The sequence below is a fragment of the Paenibacillus sp. FW507-14B1B genome (assembly GCF_058781425.1).
Window position 1 is genome coordinate 416,672 of the sequence record NZ_JBYSWS010000002.1, and the last position, 17,403, is coordinate 434,074.

Below are 17,403 nucleotides of genomic sequence, written 5' to 3' on the forward strand. Positions count from 1 at the left end.
AAGGGCGCCCAAATTTTTTTGTCCAAAAACCCTATATTAACAAGCCTTTTTCACAATTGTTTACTAACTCTTTCAAAAAACAAACCCCAGAATATATCTGGGGTTTTTCATGTTTTCATCGGAGTAGGAGCAGCTCTTATCGTTGGCAATCCCGTGAGAAACGAGTTCCTTAAGTAGAACAGACCAACCAGCATCGCCGGTTGGTCTGTTCATTTCGAAACATGCTATCAAGTTATATACGACCACTAGAAGATGGCTGTTCGTTAGCGCCAGGCGCGGATCGCCGTATCATAAATTTTAACGAAAAATTAGATAAATGCGCGTGTAATAATAACTAACAGAATAAACAATACCAAGATAGCACCTACCGAGGAACCCATACCGTATCCACCGCAACCATAACCTCCGTGTACTCCGCTCACATAAATCCCTCCTCGTTTAGAACATAACACATGTTATGCTCTAGCCCTTCAAACGAACTAGGCGAGCGCCTTATATCCCAAATATTAAGTCAATTGCCTATAGGCGCTTCTGATTCTGTGTTGCAGATTAAAGCTTATAAATAAAAAGCGTGACGGAATTCGTTCTCCGCACGCTTATGTTGTAAGTTACTGTGGAAGCAATGTTACTCCGCAGCTCCAGCTGTATGATCTTCCTCAGGAGATGCTTCCTTTCTACGCCGATCAATAAGCCCTTCTTCACCATGTTCCCTATACTTTCTCATCCATACTTTTAAACGGCCGATATCGGAAATTTCTAGAGCTGCTGCAACTTCTCTTTTAGTCATTCCATCTAGCCTCATGGCCACTGCCTTTTTCTTGGTCTCCAGGCTATAATAATGAAAAACCTGCCCCTTTTTAGCCATTGATATCACCTCTACCGATATATATCGGCTAGGCTTTGCATTTTTTCAATATATGCATGTCATCACGAGCTAATAATAATTAATGGAATGAACTACGGAAGTAAATATCCCTTCTGGACAGCATCAGCAATCAGCTCTTTCGCCCAACACCCTATTTCTGGTACAGATAACGTAATCGCATCAATTCGGGCTAATACCTGAGCAGAAGTTACCCCATGTTCAAGCCAAGCCTTCCCCTCTGTCGCATAATTGTGAAAAATAGGCTGAAGACGATCCACTGCAGCAGCAAACTTCGCCTCTGTTGTTGAACCATTCTCGAATTCAAGCCAAAGGTTCATCATCTCCTCACCTTGATCCTTTGGTAAAATATCAAAAATTCGCTCTGCTGCTGCTCGCTCACGATCGAATTTATCCAAATTCCCTTGAACATCATATGCAAAGGTATCACCCGCATCGATCTCAACTAAATCATGAATCAATAACATTCGAAGTACATGTAACAAATCCGGTTGTTCTCCAACAACATGTTCTTCTAGCACCGTGGCCATAAGTGCAATATGCAAAGTATGTTCCGCATCATTTTCACGTCTACTTCCATCTGTAATATATGATCTTCTTACAATATGTTTCAGCTTGTCCACTTCTCGAATAAAATCTAATTGTCTTAAAAAGCGCTCGTTCAAGTCTTGTTACCTCCCCTAGAAGTCTCTAATTTAAATTAGCATAAAAATTCGTATCTTCCAAAATTTATCCTATGCTATAATCATGAATCATAAGTATACAACAACAAGGAGCTTAAATAGATGCTTAAACCCCCTATTCGAAATGTCGGTATATTCGCCCATGTTGATGCCGGAAAGACGACAACTACCGAACATCTACTGTTTAAAAGTGGAACGATTCGTAAGCTGGGGAGTGTTAATGATGGAACTGCTCATACAGATCGGATGGAAGTGGAACGCGAGCGGGGAATTTCAGTGAAATCTGCAGCCGCCTCATTAGAATGGAATGGTGCGCGCCTTAATCTGATCGATACACCAGGACACGCTGACTTTCTCTCAGAGGTTGAACGTCCTCTTCGGGTCATGGATGGCGCAGTTCTGATCATTTCAGCGGCAGAGGGCATCCAGTCTCAGACCGAAACCGTATGGCAAGCACTTCGTAAGTTCAATATCCCTACCTTAATCTATATTAACAAAATGGATCGAACAGGTATCGAAATAAAGAGTCTTATGGAAGAAATACGCCTAGTTCTCTCACCAAATATCTTTCCTGTAACCGCACCTGATGGGGAAGGCCAAGCTTTTCATAAAGTGTATTCCATTTGGAATGATGAGAACCGATGTAATCCGGAAGTCATGGCATGCTTGGAAAATGCTTCAGAACTCTCAGCTGTACTAGATGAGGAACTGTTGGAACTTTATCTTGAGCATGGGACTCTTCCTATAGAGGACGTCCGGCGAAAGCTTCAAGCTTGTACTCTAGACGGGGAGGCTTTCCCTGTCTGCTTCGGAGCTTCTCAGCAGGGAATTGGAATACCAGAACTACTTGATCATATTCACGAATATTTGCCTGAAGCTAGTGGTAGTGAAGACAATGAGTTATCTGCGGTCGTCTTTAAGATCGAGCGAGATGCTCACATGGGCCGCATCGCATATGTACGCCTTTATCATGGTACCTTGCAGAACCGTGATTCCATCTTAAACGTTACAAGAAATTCCACGGAGAAAATCACCCAAATCCGTAAAATAGATAGCGGTGGTAAGCTGATCGATACGGGGCAAGCTGCTGCAGGAGAGATTGCAGCGGTGTTCGGCCTAATGCAGACTCAGATTGGCGACATCCTTGGAAGTGACGTGGGAATTCCTGAATCTCCCGAAATAGCCGTACCCCTATTGACGGTCCAAGCACGCAGCAAAGATCCCTTGAAATACCAAGAGCTTGCAGAAGCATTACATGAACTTACAGATGAAGACCCCCTACTCGATTGCCAGTGGCTCCCGGTGGAGCGTGAGCTGCATCTGAAAGTCATGGGAACCATTCAGCTCGAAATACTTGAAAACATATTACTGAACCGTTACCAATTAGATGTCGTTTTCGACACGCCTTCCGTGATTTACAAAGAAACGCTTGCTTCAAAGACGCAGGGCTTTGTCGCCTATACGATGCCGAAACCTTGTTGGGCCATTCTTCGTTTCGATATGGAGCCCCTTCCTCAGGGGAGTGGTATCCAGTATAGCTCTATCGTACGAAATGAAAATCTGCTACAGAGCTACCAGAACGAGGTTAAGCGGCGCGTACCTGAAGCACTCCGCCAAGGTTTATACGGCTGGGAAGTAACCGATCTTAAAATCACCTTAATCGAAGGCGAGCATCATGTATGGCATACACACCCTCTAGATTTTGTTATCGCTACTCCGATGGCTTTGATGAACGGACTTGCGTCGTCGGGCACTATTCTCCTTGAACCCATGCTTCGTTTCCGAATGACCGTTCCGGAAGGAATCGGTGGACGAATGCTCAGCGATCTTGTACAGATGAGAGCTCGTTTTGATAGTCCTGTTATTGTGAATGGCCGCTGCATCGTAGAGGGTGTTGTCCCAGCTGCTGAATCACTCGATTTCCCAGTTCAGCTTCGCTCATTGACTGGAGGACGGGGTATATGGACTACGACATTCTTCGGATATGAGCCATGTCCGCCTGAGACGAAAGTGGCAAGAGAACGCCGTGGTGTTAATCCGTTAGACCAGGCCCATTTTATTCTCAGCATGCGGAATGCTTTATCTAGTGAGCATTGATTCTAGATCACTCCTAGAATTGATGAAATTCTATTCTTGAATTATTTATTAATGGAGGATATTCATGGGTAAATTCATTGGCTTTTTCTTATTATGGAGATTAATCGGTAATCCGTTCATTGCTATACTCATCATTTTATTGATTGTGTATCTACTGGATCGCCGGTTTGTTGGACTATTTCCGAGCATCACTCGCCCTTTCAAGCGGTTACGTCATATCTCTAAACTTCGTGCACAGATTGCAAGCAGTCCTAGTGATGTATCCTCAAGACATGAGCTTGCAAGACTTCTTATAGAGCGTCGTAAGTATAGGGAAGCGTTGGCTATTCTAGAATCCATTCGATTAAATTCAGAAGATTCTGCGGAATATTGGGATGATCTAGGCACCTGCTTCTTACATACAGGAAATATTTCACAAGGTGAACAACATATCTTAAAAGCATTACAGATGAATCCAAGAGTAAAGTACGGTCGACCTTACCTTCGTTTAGCAGCGGCTTTCAAACACAGCGATCGGGAAAAAGCGATTACTTATGTAAAAGAGTTCCATTCCATACACTCATCCTCTAGCGAAGCTTACTATCTCTTAGGATCCATGTATAAGGATCTGGGTAGGATAGATGAGGCAAAATCAGCCTTTAAGGAATCCGTAATGATTTATAAATCTTTACCAAAATATAAAAAGCGTCAAGAGCGCAAATGGGCCATTCGCAGCCTATTAAAAGGTGCTATTTAATTCTACAGTACTTAAACTTGTACCCTGATAAAAAACCGACTATCCTTTTTGAAGTAAACACCTCCAAGTCGTAAGTTGTTCCCTTACAATGGAGGTGAAATTCAAAAGATGCCGGTTTTTTTGTTTCTTTATTTATTAAAATCATTTATTTCAAAGGCATATAACCAAGCTGGTTAAGCTTCTCTGCGATCACTCGGTATCCTTTAGAACTGGGATGTATTCCGTCAAAGGATAACATCTCTCGTTCTCGACCAGCAAACCGCGAATATACGTCAGCTACACCTAAGTAGCTTCCAGTAGTCAATCCAAATAAATATCTATTGAAACGAATTACATATTCTGTTGCCTCATCCCATGTGGGATATGGATTATACAGACCGACCACTCTCAACACATAAGGGTGACCTTTACCTGATTTAAGCCTAGAGATGACTGAAAGACAGCCTGATATATTACGCTGACAACGCTCTAATGCTTTTTCCAATCGCTCTCGCTCAGGTCGATCCCCCCCTGACTTCACAGCTTGAATTAGATCATTCCCTCCGATCGACATCGTGATGATATCCGCATGGTTCAGCTGTCTCTTAAACAATGGATCTCGTAACAAGCGATCATACAATGCATCCGAAGTTAATCCGTTAATACCTAAATTCGCATAATCAATCGATTGACGCAAATGCTCTTCTGCCATCCTCCGGTATATAGGAACAAAACCGCTGCCGGGCAACGCACCGATCCCAAAGGTCAGAGAGTCGCCGACAGCGGTGTAATGATACACCACTACACTCACCTCCACCCTGCTCAGTTCCATATTATATGTGGGACTCCTGTGTACTGAAACTGACAATAGTCTGGTGTACTGTAAGAATCTGAGCAAGGATGAGTGCAATCATGATTATAAGTGTACGTTATTTTGTTGTTGTTCCTGTTGACGGGCACCACTGAATGGCCACCAATTCGCTCTACCGAACATTTTCACCATCACGGGTACAAAGAACGGCAAGAACAACAGAGCATAGAGTATAAGCCCACTTAATACAACCGTAGCAATCTGCATCATAGAGAGTACGCCGGATGGATACATCGCTGCAAATGTACCACCTAATATTAAGACAGCAGATAGTATAACCGTACCCATGTTTCGCATCGCATGAAGTATTGCATCTTGTACGTTCATCGTCTTATTCTCGTTAAACCGATCCATAAGGAATATGCTGTAATCTACACCAAGCGCCGTAAGCATAACAAATCCAAAGAAAGGAGTTGCCCAGCTTATACCGGAATAACCGAGCAGATCAACAAATACAAATTCCGTTATACCTAGAGATACGTAGTAGGTAATTAATAATGAGAATAACAGGTATAGCGGCATTATAATGGAACGTAGAAGAACAATTAAAATAAGTAGTATTCCGGTTACCATCAGGATTACAGTCCGGTTATAATCTTCATCCGAGATCTTCTTCAAATCCGCATACGTACTCGTCACTCCACTAATCGCCCGCTCTGCATTCTCAAGCTTCGTACCTTTGACGGCACGGATTACCGCATCTTCGATATTGTTAATACTGTCCAAAGTTTGTGCCGCATAAGGATTCCCTGCGAAAACCACATCAATAGTCATCATTTTACGATCAGGTGACAAGTAGATATCAAACGCACGCTCCATGTCTTTATTATCAAGCGCCTCCTGAGGTATAAAGAAACCGCTCAGCTCTTGATCCGGAGCAGCTTGAATCTGTGCAAGATAATCTTGTGCTGTGGTTAACCCACCGCTAATCTTCCCAAGTCCATCCACACTTTGATCAAGACCATCCGTCAACTGTCCAAGCTGGCCCGCTAATTGATCAAATCCTTCAACGATCTGTTGTTGTCCTCCTCTTAACTGCTCCAAACCGTTCTCAATGGATGGAATCTTCTGAATAACCTGACCTTGGCCTGCAGTCGCTTGCTCCAGTCCTTGTTGTAAAGCATTCATACCAACGATCAACTGATCGAGTCCTTTACCTAGAGCTTGTTGACCAGCTATCGCAGTTGCAAAGCCTTTATTCGCCTTACCAAGCCCGTCTGCTGCTTGTTTGGTCTGCTTTTGTATTTGAGTAAGACCAGAGGCAAGTTGTGAGGAACCTTTACCTGTCTCTTCTACTGTTCCTCGAATCGTTAAATAATCTTTATTTTGAAGCAGTTCCGGTATCGATGTCTCTAAGTTTCTAAAAGAAGCTTCGAGTCCGTCCAGCGCTTTAGCAACACCACTTAGCTGTCCCGATATCGTTTTCATAGCCTCGCTTAAAGCGCCCACACCTTGAGCTGCATCAGTATAGCCTTTTAACAATTCCTGATTAGCGGCCACCAGCTGATCTGCGCTCTTCTTAGCAGTCTGAAGACCACTCTTTAGCTCAGATACACCCATAGAGCCACTTTGGATGCCTTTCTGAATTTGTTTCAGAGCATCTCCTAACTGCCCAATCCCCTGCCCCAAATCAGCAGTACCCTGTGTCAGCTTGCCGCTACTCGCTGCTGCTTCTTTCAGCTTAGGTTCATTCTGACTTAGCTGGCGACTTGCCTCAGACAATCCTTTCTGAATTTGGGTTAATCCATCCGTTGTCTGGTCCAGTCCATCATTCAAAGCGCCTACTTGCTCAGTTACTCTGAAATCTTTAATCTCATCACCAGCTGGTCGCGACAAGCTACGTACAGATTCAACACCATCTACCTTCAGAATCTCCCTAGATATTCTTTCTGTCAAAGCCATATATTCACCGGTATCCATCCGGTCATCATTCTTCATAACAATCGTTGCTGGCATAGACTGTCCTGCTCCGAATCCTGCCTCAATCAGATTAAATCCTCTTACAGATTCATAATCTTCACTGATTTCTTCCATGCTGTTGAACGACAATTGCCCGTTATACGAAATCAGGAAAGGAACACAGATGGCAGCTACGATGAGAAGAGCAGCCCATGGGCGTTTTAGCGAGAACTTACCAGCTATCCCCCATACTCTACTTTCTTTGTGCTCTAACGAACCTTTTGACGGCCAGAATAACTTATTACCTAACACCGCCATAAAGAAAGGTACAACGGTAAACAGTGCTATAAGCATCACTGCAATTCCAACAGCCACTGCTACTGCAGAACGATACAATATAAATTGAGAAAAACCTATGGATAAGAATCCAATAAATACAGCAAGACCAGAGAAGAACACCGTTTTACCCGCGGTTCTGTAAGTTTCTACAATCGCAGATACCGTATCCTCCTGACGCATTAATTCTTCCTTATATCTACTGATTAACAGAATACAGTAGTCCGTACCGATTCCGAACATGACCGCAACCATAAAAATTTGTGTAAAGGTAGACAAAGGGAAATCAGCAGTATCCACCAAAAAAGCTACAATAGACTGAGATACAAGGTAACTTATTCCTACAGTCAGCAAGGGAACAAATGGGGCTATTATAGAACGAAACACTGCAAAAAGGATGACGAGAATAAATATGATTGTTATGTATTCCGTCTTCTTAAGTCCATCTTCCGAGCCTTGAATGGTATCTTCATTAATCAATTCATTGCCCGTAAGATAATATTCTACTCCGATATCGCCAAGCGCTTCATGAACCTTAGATCTCATCTCATTCACAGGCAACTTATCCATGTCAGAAGAGATGGCAACCATCATCGTCTTGCCATCTTTGGATATCATTTTGTCTGCAAGTGTTGGCTCATCAAAAGGATTCATGATTGTATCAATGCTTAAATCATCCCTTTTTGATTTTAATTCGGTCACAGCTTGCTTGACCTTATTCTTCCCTTCTTCACCTAGACCATTAGATGCGTAAAATACCATAGCTGATTGAACAAGATGTTCTCCACTCTGTGCTGCGTTCATCTCTTTCAACATCGCAGCAGCCTGGGTCGATGAGTATCCATCCGGAACAGAAAGCTGCCCTTTCTCTCGGACAAGCTCAGTCATTGAAGGCGCTGTAAACATCAACACAACGGTTGCCACCAACCACACTGCAATGACTGCCCACTTTGCTTTAAGTATCGCTCTCACGCTCTTGATCCCCTCCATGTTCCTGCATTAATCGAGCCAATTTTTCATATAGCGTAATAAAATGCTCCACTTCATTTTCATTAAAATGAGTTAAATAGGAAGCCACAAGCGACTGTAAATGCAGTTCTGCTTGTTCATGCACACGATGTCCGGCTTCGGTTAGCGTTAAATAGACGACTCTTCGATCATCCTCATCCCGAGATCTCTCAATCCAGTTTCGTTCTACCATCCGGTTCACAATGGCTGTAATGGAGCTCTTACCCACAAACAGATAGTCAGCCAAAAAAGTAGACGTACATCGTTCATTACTGCGGATCAGGCACATCACTTGAAATTGTTCTCTTGTTAAATCCACATTGATGCCATCTCTGGTATCGGCAAGAATACGTCGGTTCACCATCATGTCCGCTGCAATATATCGCTTGATCCAACTTTCCGCGTTTCGAAGTTCGATCTCATTCACCCCCCTGTCCAATTAGTTCACTAATAAAACTATTCAATGATAAAACTATATTATCCCAAGACGGCATTGTCAAATTTAAACAATAAAAAAACCAGCATGCCTCCATGAGACTGCCGGTTGTTCGTTACTGCATAACTTTACTCTTCTTCTTCCACTTCATAAACGCAACGATAACGCTCTACACCAGGGTAAAGTTCCCCTAGACTATATATTTCAAATCCAATACTGCGGTAGAAACCTACAGATTCTTCATCCGTCTCTGCGATCACCCGTACAGGCTTTAGCTGAAGCATCAGCTCCAAAATCATTCCCCGTCCGTAATCTTTTCCTCGGTTTTCCGGTGTTACTGCAATATGCTTAATCGTCAGTTCACCCTCACTAGCATCGACACCAATAATGCCGACTAGTACGTCATCTTCCTCATAGCCATATAAATCTAGACCATTCGGTTTACGATATGCCTCAACGGCTTGATCCATTCTCTCTGGATCTGGAAAGACAGCATAAGCGAGCAGTTCCTTTACTTCCAGATCATCTAGTCGAGAGGAAATTTCTTTTATCATCATCCAATCTCCATTTCTACAATAAATTCCTGTGTTACAGCTACAGTAGTTCCTCTGCCGTTGTCCCGAGCTTCCGAAGCAACGCTGCTGCTTGTTCTTTCTCTTCATCAGATAGTCCACTTACTGCATTAACGATCTTATTCTTATGACCCGCGAAGATTCCCTCAAAAAAAGCAGTACCCTCCTCGGTCAATTCAGCATAAATCACCCGGCGATCCTCTGCTGAAGCTCTTCTGATGAGCAGATTTTTTTTCTGCAACTTGTCCACTACATATGTAATGTTCCCGCTCGAAATCAGGACCTTCTCACCGATTTTTTGAAGTGGCTGTGGTCCCTTATGATAGAGCACATCCAGTACACCAAATTCCGTTGAGTTCAGACCATGACTTTGAATACTTCGATTCGAATGAGCCATCACTGAATTATAAGCTCGTGAAAGCACTACTAGTAAATATAATGACAATTCTTCGTGTTCATGCTTATCTGACATGCTCCTATAACCTCCGAAATTATCTACTCTTTGTTGTTGTGTTACGTGGTTCGGTCGATAACAACAACAGAGCCGTCTTCATGTCCAATAAAAGCCCTGTCTGCCATACCAATAAACAAACCATGCTCAACAACACCCGGAATCTCCTTTAATTGCTTCTGCAGCTGTTCAGGAGAGTTTATTATACCAAAATTACAATCAACTATATAATTTCCATTATCGGAAATATACAAATTATTCGATTCACTCTTTCGAATCTGCACTTTGCACCCTAGCTGCTCTAAGGCAGACAATGTCCATTCACTTGCAAACGGGACAATTTCAACGGGCAGAGGAAAGTTCCCAAGTCGATCTACAACCTTGCTCTCGTCTGCCACGATGAGCAGCTGATCGCTATGAAATGCAGTTATCTTCTCGCGTAATAGCGCTCCGCCACCTCCTTTAATTAGTCGTAGCTGAGAATCTAACTCGTCCGCACCGTCAATGGTTAAATCCAGCCTATCGATCTGGTGAAAAGGAATCAATGGTATCCCGTGCTGGACAGCTAATCTTTCTGATGCTGTGGATGTTGCTACGGCTTGAACCCGAAGCCCTTCCTTAACTAATTCTCCAATTCGTACGATTGCAAAGTATGCCGTTGAGCCGGTTCCAAGCCCAATCTTCATTCCATCACGTACGTACTGAACCGCTTTTTCTGCAGCATTTTTCTTCTTATTCATGTTGATTGATCTCCTTATTTGTTCTTAAAATATAAACGGGGCTGCCTTGGCTAGCCCCGATAATCATAACGACCATGTTATTCAAAACGTTCAAGCCAACGCATATATAATTCAACATTATCCATTTCAAAACATACAAAATCAATCTGCTCAACCCGATGGTCCTGCGGTTCGACTTGCAGTAATTCAGATACCGCTTTCAATGCAACGTCACAAGCTGGAGATTTGGGATACCCATAAATACCAGTGCTTATATTAGGGAAAGCAATGGTGCGCGCGCCTACTTCATTCGCCAGCTGTAAGCTGCTACGATAACAATCCGCCAGGGTTAACGCTTCACCACGTCCTCCTCCTTCCCAAATAGGACCGACGGTATGAATAACATGCTTCACATCCAAATTTCCAGCACCCGTTATAACCGCATGTCCCGGAGGACAACCTCCCTGGAGCTTACGTATTTCTTTACACTGCTCCATAATCTCAGGCCCACCAGCTCTGTGGATGGCGCCGTCAACACCATTTCCGCCCAATAGGCCGGAATTTGCTGCATTAACGATTACATCGCCCTTCCAAGTTGTAATATCACCTGATAAGACGGAGATCCTTGTGTTTCCGATCATTACAGTTTTCATTCGGAAAATCTCCTTTCGGCCTTTTTCCTTCATTACCCCAGCAAAGGGCCGTTTGACCCGAACTTCAATCTGTGTTTTTTCAGCAGCTTTTTATTTGGTATTAGTATGTGTGAGTTGTAGCTCACTACCGACAACTTGAGCAATCCGGTCTGCCATTTGCATTTCCGCTTGACCTTGTAAAGAGCCTTCTTCTGTGTGATAAGTTCTAAATGTTCCTTTATGAAGGGATTGTTGTATGTGATTTATGAGAATACTTCCCGCCTCTTCTAACTTCAAATCACCACGGTCTTCATCTGTAACTCGGCATAAGATTACCCTCATCATTCCATTCAGATCATGATACTCTAAAGAGCCCAGCGGTACCATGGTCCTTCGGTCCTCTTCCGTAAATACTTTTGTCATATAAACTGTATATTCAGCTGGAGGCACTGAAATGTATGCTCCCTGCTTCTTCTCGGCAATCAATTTTGAATTTCGATAAGCCAAGTAGCCCGAAATGCCCAACATCAGTACACATACCACGATCCCAAACCAAAGCATTCAAACCTCTCCTTATGTATAAACCTTGTATTTAAAGCCTAATAATCAGATGAATATCCTTCGGCTCAAGCTCAAACAACTCCGGATCTTTGTCTGCTGTGAGGATGCCTCCATTTGATGTGTAGAATCCAACTGCTGATTCCGTCTCAGTTGAAGATATATAAAGATAAGAAGCTCCTAGATCTTTGGCGGATTGGCTTAATTCCTTCATCAATAAGGTCCCTATTCCTTGTCTTCGGAACTTACGGCTTACATACATCAGATCAACCTGTAATCGGTCTTTAAGAGGACCTCTTTTTAGATGACCAAGTACAGCAAAACCAACTAAACGCTCGCCTTCAAACGCCCCATAACCTTTTCCACCTTGTTCGAGTTCTAAAGTGAATCGCTTAATAAGCTGTTCCATCGTTTCTTCATCCCACGTGGGGCACTCGTGAGCCTTTTCAATTTTAATAAGTTCACCTTGATTGTCCACGTATATACAATTAATAAACTCAGAACGATCAATTTCTGAGATTTTCCTTCCTTCTTGAGATGTCATTTCTCGAATCGTTACCATCTTACCACCCTCCGTTAACCATTTTGATTAGTACTTCCACCATTGCAAAATAGCCAGCAGTGACAAATGAACCGGATAAAACGATCTCCATAGCCAGGAACGTACACGTAGCAATTCTAATCGTCTCCATAATACTTCACCATATACGAAAATAACTGTCGGCAGGATGCTCCACAATTGTAGAACCCAACCGTTTAAGAACAAGAAGAGAATATTTAACAAGAAATGCCACCGAACCAGCAAGTGTACCGGTGCGTACCGGAAAATCAAGATTAATAATAGACCATAAGCTCCATAATCAAAAGGAATGAAATCCATGATAAAACTTGCCACAGCTACAATCAGAACGGAAATTAGCAAAGATTCAGTGCGATCTAATATCAGAAGCACGAATACACCAGCTAGAAGAGACACAACCACATTTAGACCTGATGAGTCTAACGCTAATTGATAAGGTATCTGTGATAACAACGCAATGACACCAAGTCGCATGATGTACCGAGATCTTGATGATGTACGGATATACCCTTGAACTAAGGCGTAAACATACAAAGGAAAGGCGATTCGCCCTATAATTCTCCATATCTCTTGCTCTGGAAAAAAGACAAGTCCAACATGATCCATGAGCATGGTTAGCATCGCTAGTAGCTGCACAAGAGTTCCTCCTCTGATTATACTTTCAAAGGCTTATTTCCATTTCACCCTTTCCATTATGAGTTTCTTTATGATCCTCTGCAAGTTCATTTCGTCACGAATGAATCTGAGTCTTTAATTGTAAAAAAAGCTCGTACCCATTAATGGGCACGAGCTTGCCTTACTTCGTTATATAGCGTGTATTACAAAAGTCTCTTACGAAGGTCTGCTGGTGAATGAGGAGAAAGCATGCCAAATGGAATATCAAACACGGTTTTCGCTCCAGCATCGCCAGCTTGTCCAAGCTTATAAGCAGCACGAGCATAAGCAACAAGCACGCTTGCAGTAAACTCAGGATTACTGTCCAGTGTCAGGCCGAATTCAATAATCTGTGTATTATTCTCGCCCGTCCGGCCACTGCGAAGAACCATACCACCATGTGGCATCGAGGAGTGATCTCGTTTCATCTCTTCCTCACTGATAAAGTTCACCACAGTATCATAGTCAGCGAAATAGTTCGGCATTTCTTTGATTTCAGTTTCGATTGCTGCTGTATCTGCACCTTCCTCAGCTACGATGAAACATTCACGTAGGTGCTTATCACGCGTACTTAGTTCAGGGTTCTCACCACTACGAACACGCTGAATTGCCTCTTCACGAGGAATGGTGTATTGTACACCATTCTTAACACCAGTGACGCGACGGATCGCATCGGAATGTCCTTGGCTTACGCCTTTACCCCAGAAAGTATACTCATTACCTTCTGGAAGCACTGCTTCTGCAAGCAATCTGTTCAAAGAGAACAGGCCTGGATCCCAACCCGTGGAGATGACGCTAACCTTGCCACCTTCACGAGCAGCTGCATCTACACTCTCATAGTAAGCAGGGATCTTGGCATGGGTATCAAAGCTATCTACCGTATGGAACTTTCCTGCCAAAGCTGGACCTTGTTCCGGTAAATCTGTTGCCGAACCACCGCAAAGAATTAAAACATCAATTTGTTCTTTATAGTTATCTAGTTCAGATATGTGTACTGCTGTAGCCTCAGAGGAAACACCCTGTGGATCCCGACGAGAAAATACAGCCTTTAATTCGAAATCAGCATTTTGCTTAAGGGCTTTTTCAACCCCGCGGCCCAAATTTCCGTATCCTACAATCCCCACTCTTATCTTGTGTGTCATATTACGCCTCCTCTAAATCTTTAACTTTCGCTATTGTACCAAGAGTTTCGTAATATTTAAACAATTACCAGCATAGAAGTACAAACTTTCCGTCTAAATATCCATGTGGAATCAAACTATAGCTTTATACGTTAAAAACGATTAGTGATCAGCTTACGAATTCATCATGGATGAAGTGTCGCATTTGGCTTAGAACGACGAATTGTTTCCGGATGACGAATCATAGATACACAGAATAAGGCGATAAGCATACTGCCTGCTGCACAATAGAATAAGATCGAGTAGCCAAATACATCAATAAGCTGTCCAAGCAATGGTGGAGAGGAAATAGCTGCTAACGAAGACACCAGATAGTACAAGCCAGTACGCGTCCCGATACTCTTCTCAGAGCCTGTCGATACGATGAACGGATAGGAATTAATATTAATGCATGCCCAGAACAGTCCCCCAATAATCAATAAAATCCGTAGCACAAGCAGGGAATTAATGAATGGAACGAGTGCAAAAACAACAAATAATCCAGTAACGCCCGTAAGAATAACTCGTTTCTTCCCAAACTTACTGCCAAGCAGTCCGCTTGGAATGGCGAAAAGCACGAAGGCCAGAGAGAAGAATGTCAACGAGAAGGAAGCTTCTGATTCCGTTAGCCCCATCTCATTTTTGCCATACAAAGTGAACAACGTTTCTACACCTTGATAACCTACAAACCAAAAGAAAATAGCAGCCAGTAAAAAAATCGTTGTACGATCTAACTGCCCTTTTAATGAAACTTTCGTCTTCATTTCAGTCTGGGCCGCATAACCAGGCGCATCACGCCTTTCTTGAATAAACCGCAACAATATAAATAATGAAATGAGCGTAACACAAGCAGCTGCTAAAAATGGAAAGGATGGATTCGCCTTATACAGTATTGACCCGACACCGAAAGCCAGAATTGAACCAAGCCCCCCCATAAAGTTAATAATTCCGTTAGCACGAGTTCTGTTCTTCTCAGCCGTGATATCAGGCATAAGCGCTACGGTTGGTGAGCGGTAGAGGCTCATCGCAAGATTCATCAGCATCATGAACAATATTAATGTAAATATCCCAGTATGGAACGGTATGAAGGCTGTAAATAAAGCACCGAGTGGCATTCCGATAAGCAGGAACGGCATACGTCTCCCGAACCTCGTATGCGTCCGATCACTTTTGATGCCTATCCATGGCTGTAAGAACAGAGCAAAATAATTATCAATGGTCATTACAAAACCGATCATCGCCACGCTAGAGATGTAACCTTCAAGGAAAAAAGGTACAAACGCATTATATAAGGCCCAAGTAATACTGATACTGAAAAAACCAAACCCGAGCAGCCACGTTTTTTTCACTTATTTACGCTCCTTCGATCTGAAGCAAGTGATGTAGCCGATCTGGATGGTCGGTAATAATACCAGCCACTTTAGCTACAATCAGACGCTTCATTTCCTCAGAATCATTCACGGTAAAAGGGTGATACACAATTCCGTTTGCCTTCGCTTCTTCTACCCATTCTGGCAGGACCGCATACTTATTCGCATGCAGTGCATCTGCCGAAACCGTCTTAGCGTACTCCCATGGCTCATATAGCCCCTCCATGTACAAAATACCTGTGCGAATTTCTGGGGCAATCGACTTGCATTTTACAAGTGAGTAATGATTAAAGCTGGAAATGACAATCCGATCCTCCATCCCGAAGCTACGAATGGTAGCGATAACCCGCTCCTCTAATTCAGGATATTGAATAATTCCATTCTTTAGTTCAATATTGATTATTGTTTCTTTATCTCTTGTTAGCAGAAGTAGTTCCTCAAGTGACGGAAGATGCTCCCCACGGAATGATTCTTGAAACCAAGATCCCGCATCGAGCTGCTGAATTTCATCAAATGTATAATCTTTAACCAATCCTTGTCCATTCGTTGTACGATTTACCGATTCATCATGAATGAGAACAAGCTTTCCATCCTTTGTCATCTGGACATCGGTTTCAATTCCCGTTGCACCTAGCTCCAATGCCTTACGAAACGCAACCATCGTATTCTCTGGACAAACAGCCGAAGCACCTCGGTGTGCGAAGTTGATGATTTGAGTCATTTTTTAAATTCCTCCTGAATTGTCTTTAAGAATTTATACCTTCTATCATAGCCTTCAAGTGTTAAGGCTGTGTTTAATAAGAGAAGAATATATCGTACGTTATTCATTCTCTACTTTCCATATTCCACATCTGCCCCATAAACCCTTGTAAGCGCAACCAAACGAAGGCGATTTTTGAGAAAAAAAACAATCCATGCACTCTGCAGTACCTGGATTGTTAGACTAAGTTCACTTGGTGTTTTGATCAATAAATGCTTTTATATCTTCAAAGTTCGGCTCTTCAAATTTCACTCCATTCACAAAAACGGTCGGAGTCCCATTCACACCTTGTTTATCGGCAATATCCAAATCTCGTTTTACATTCTGTATATATTTCTTTGACTTCAAATCCGCTTTAAACTGCTCGAGAGGCACTTCAGGCATTTCCTTCTCAACCAATTTCGTAATGAAAGAGTAAGTCGCCCATTCCGTATGCTTGTCACCCTGCCGCTCAGTCATAAGCTCGTGGTATGTCCAGAAGTATTCGGGATTCATCTGAAATAATGTCTCTCCCGCTAATGCAGCCATGACGGAATCTGGAGCGAGAAATGCCATATCAACATAAACAAAATTGGCTTTTCCAGTATCGATATACTCCGATTTTAGTCTAGGAAATACTTCCTCTGTCCAAATCTTACAATAAGGACATTTATAATCCGAAAATTCTACGATCTGAATCGGAGCATTCACATCACCTAAGACAGGCTGGTTCTGAACATCAAAATCTTCAGGTGTATCACCTGCTTGAACTTTCGATAAATCAGGATACTCCACTTCAGATTTGTTATTCATTACGATCAAGGCAGTCATCGCCGCAATAACAATAAGACTGATGATGATCCCTATATAGGTCTTGTTACGAGAAGAAGCTGTTTTTTGTACTGATTTATTACGATGTGTACCCTGATCTAACGGATTTTTGCGTTTACTTTCTCCCAAGCTTGTCTTCCCCCTCCAATATTTTTGATACCAAAATTATAAATAACTACAACGTGCTTAACCTAGGACATATCTCTCTT

Annotated in this window: 19 protein-coding genes; 2 read left to right on the forward strand and 17 right to left on the reverse strand. The window is 42.7% G+C overall.

The annotated features are described in order from the left end of the window. Positions 1-308 precede the first annotated feature (308 nt). The 3 genes from AC3WJJ_RS10100 to AC3WJJ_RS10110 all read right to left on the reverse strand — a co-directional run bounded on the left by AC3WJJ_RS10100 (position 309) and on the right by AC3WJJ_RS10110 (position 1,548). Positions 309-422, reverse strand: coding sequence for a YjcZ family sporulation protein (locus AC3WJJ_RS10100; protein WP_422657381.1), 114 nt, complete (start codon positions 420-422; stop codon positions 309-311). Between the two features lie 203 nt (positions 423-625). After that, positions 626-865, reverse strand: a complete 240-nt coding sequence (locus AC3WJJ_RS10105; RefSeq protein WP_492540209.1) for a helix-turn-helix domain-containing protein — start codon at positions 863-865, stop codon at positions 626-628. Positions 866-957: 92 nt separating this feature from the next. Continuing rightward, positions 958-1,548: an HD domain-containing protein gene (locus tag AC3WJJ_RS10110; RefSeq protein ID WP_492540210.1), complete on the reverse strand. Its 591-nt coding sequence runs from the start codon at positions 1,546-1,548 to the stop codon at positions 958-960. A 120-nt stretch (positions 1,549-1,668) separates the two neighbouring features. Here AC3WJJ_RS10110 and AC3WJJ_RS10115 point away from each other — a divergent pair, with 120 nt between their 5' ends. Together AC3WJJ_RS10115 and AC3WJJ_RS10120 are read left to right on the forward strand one after the other, a co-directional pair. Continuing rightward, positions 1,669-3,663 carry a GTP-binding protein gene (locus AC3WJJ_RS10115; RefSeq protein ID WP_492540212.1) on the forward strand — a complete coding sequence of 665 codons (1,995 nt, stop codon included), beginning with the start codon at positions 1,669-1,671 and terminating at the stop codon, positions 3,661-3,663. A 64-nt stretch (positions 3,664-3,727) separates the two neighbouring features. Continuing rightward, the gene (locus AC3WJJ_RS10120) at positions 3,728-4,399 is read left to right on the forward strand and encodes a tetratricopeptide repeat protein (RefSeq protein ID WP_492540214.1); all 672 of its coding nucleotides are present in this window, start codon (positions 3,728-3,730) and stop codon (positions 4,397-4,399) included. Between the two features lie 145 nt (positions 4,400-4,544). On the opposite strand, the gene AC3WJJ_RS10125 is transcribed toward AC3WJJ_RS10120, so the two are convergent. From AC3WJJ_RS10125 to AC3WJJ_RS10190, 14 genes are all read right to left on the reverse strand, one after another. Next, the gene (locus AC3WJJ_RS10125; protein WP_492540215.1) at positions 4,545-5,210 is read right to left on the reverse strand and encodes a GDSL-type esterase/lipase family protein; all 666 of its coding nucleotides are present in this window, start codon (positions 5,208-5,210) and stop codon (positions 4,545-4,547) included. 84 nt (positions 5,211-5,294) lie between these two features. After that, positions 5,295-8,456 carry an MMPL family transporter gene (locus AC3WJJ_RS10130; RefSeq protein ID WP_492540217.1) on the reverse strand — a complete coding sequence of 1,054 codons (3,162 nt, stop codon included), beginning with the start codon at positions 8,454-8,456 and terminating at the stop codon, positions 5,295-5,297. Then, on the reverse strand, positions 8,440-8,919 hold the full coding sequence (locus AC3WJJ_RS10135) for a MarR family winged helix-turn-helix transcriptional regulator (RefSeq protein WP_492540219.1): 480 nt from the start codon (positions 8,917-8,919) through the stop codon (positions 8,440-8,442). Before AC3WJJ_RS10135 ends, AC3WJJ_RS10130 begins: the two co-directional genes overlap by 17 nt. Before the next feature lie 137 nt (positions 8,920-9,056). Next, positions 9,057-9,482 (reverse strand): GNAT family N-acetyltransferase, encoded by a 426-nt coding sequence (locus tag AC3WJJ_RS10140; protein ID WP_492540220.1) that lies wholly within the window; start codon positions 9,480-9,482, stop codon positions 9,057-9,059. Between the two features lie 40 nt (positions 9,483-9,522). After that, the gene (locus tag AC3WJJ_RS10145; protein WP_422657390.1) at positions 9,523-9,972 is read right to left on the reverse strand and encodes a MarR family winged helix-turn-helix transcriptional regulator; all 450 of its coding nucleotides are present in this window, start codon (positions 9,970-9,972) and stop codon (positions 9,523-9,525) included. Between the two features lie 41 nt (positions 9,973-10,013). Further along, on the reverse strand, positions 10,014-10,691 hold the full coding sequence (rpiA, locus tag AC3WJJ_RS10150; RefSeq protein WP_492540222.1) for a ribose-5-phosphate isomerase RpiA: 678 nt from the start codon (positions 10,689-10,691) through the stop codon (positions 10,014-10,016). A gap of 77 nt (positions 10,692-10,768) precedes the next feature. Further along, positions 10,769-11,323: an O-acetyl-ADP-ribose deacetylase gene (locus tag AC3WJJ_RS10155; RefSeq protein ID WP_492540224.1), complete on the reverse strand. Its 555-nt coding sequence runs from the start codon at positions 11,321-11,323 to the stop codon at positions 10,769-10,771. 90 nt (positions 11,324-11,413) lie between these two features. Further along, positions 11,414-11,863, reverse strand: coding sequence for a hypothetical protein (locus AC3WJJ_RS10160; RefSeq protein WP_492540226.1), 450 nt, complete (start codon positions 11,861-11,863; stop codon positions 11,414-11,416). Between the two features lie 31 nt (positions 11,864-11,894). Continuing rightward, positions 11,895-12,422 (reverse strand): GNAT family N-acetyltransferase, encoded by a 528-nt coding sequence (locus tag AC3WJJ_RS10165; RefSeq protein WP_492540228.1) that lies wholly within the window; start codon positions 12,420-12,422, stop codon positions 11,895-11,897. Positions 12,423-12,449: 27 nt separating this feature from the next. Continuing rightward, positions 12,450-13,076: a TraX family protein gene (locus AC3WJJ_RS10170; protein WP_492540230.1), complete on the reverse strand. Its 627-nt coding sequence runs from the start codon at positions 13,074-13,076 to the stop codon at positions 12,450-12,452. A gap of 182 nt (positions 13,077-13,258) precedes the next feature. Beyond that, positions 13,259-14,236 (reverse strand): diaminopimelate dehydrogenase, encoded by a 978-nt coding sequence (locus AC3WJJ_RS10175; protein WP_492540232.1) that lies wholly within the window; start codon positions 14,234-14,236, stop codon positions 13,259-13,261. A gap of 164 nt (positions 14,237-14,400) precedes the next feature. Beyond that, a complete protein-coding gene (locus AC3WJJ_RS10180; protein ID WP_492540234.1) occupies positions 14,401-15,603 on the reverse strand; it encodes an SLC45 family MFS transporter in 1,203 nt (400 codons plus the stop codon). Positions 15,604-15,607: 4 nt separating this feature from the next. Beyond that, positions 15,608-16,345 carry a glycerophosphodiester phosphodiesterase gene (locus tag AC3WJJ_RS10185; RefSeq protein ID WP_492540236.1) on the reverse strand — a complete coding sequence of 246 codons (738 nt, stop codon included), beginning with the start codon at positions 16,343-16,345 and terminating at the stop codon, positions 15,608-15,610. A 228-nt stretch (positions 16,346-16,573) separates the two neighbouring features. Beyond that, complete coding sequence (locus tag AC3WJJ_RS10190; RefSeq protein ID WP_492540237.1) at positions 16,574-17,323, reverse strand: DsbA family protein; 750 nt, start codon at positions 17,321-17,323, stop codon at positions 16,574-16,576. Positions 17,324-17,403: the final 80 nt, after the last annotated feature.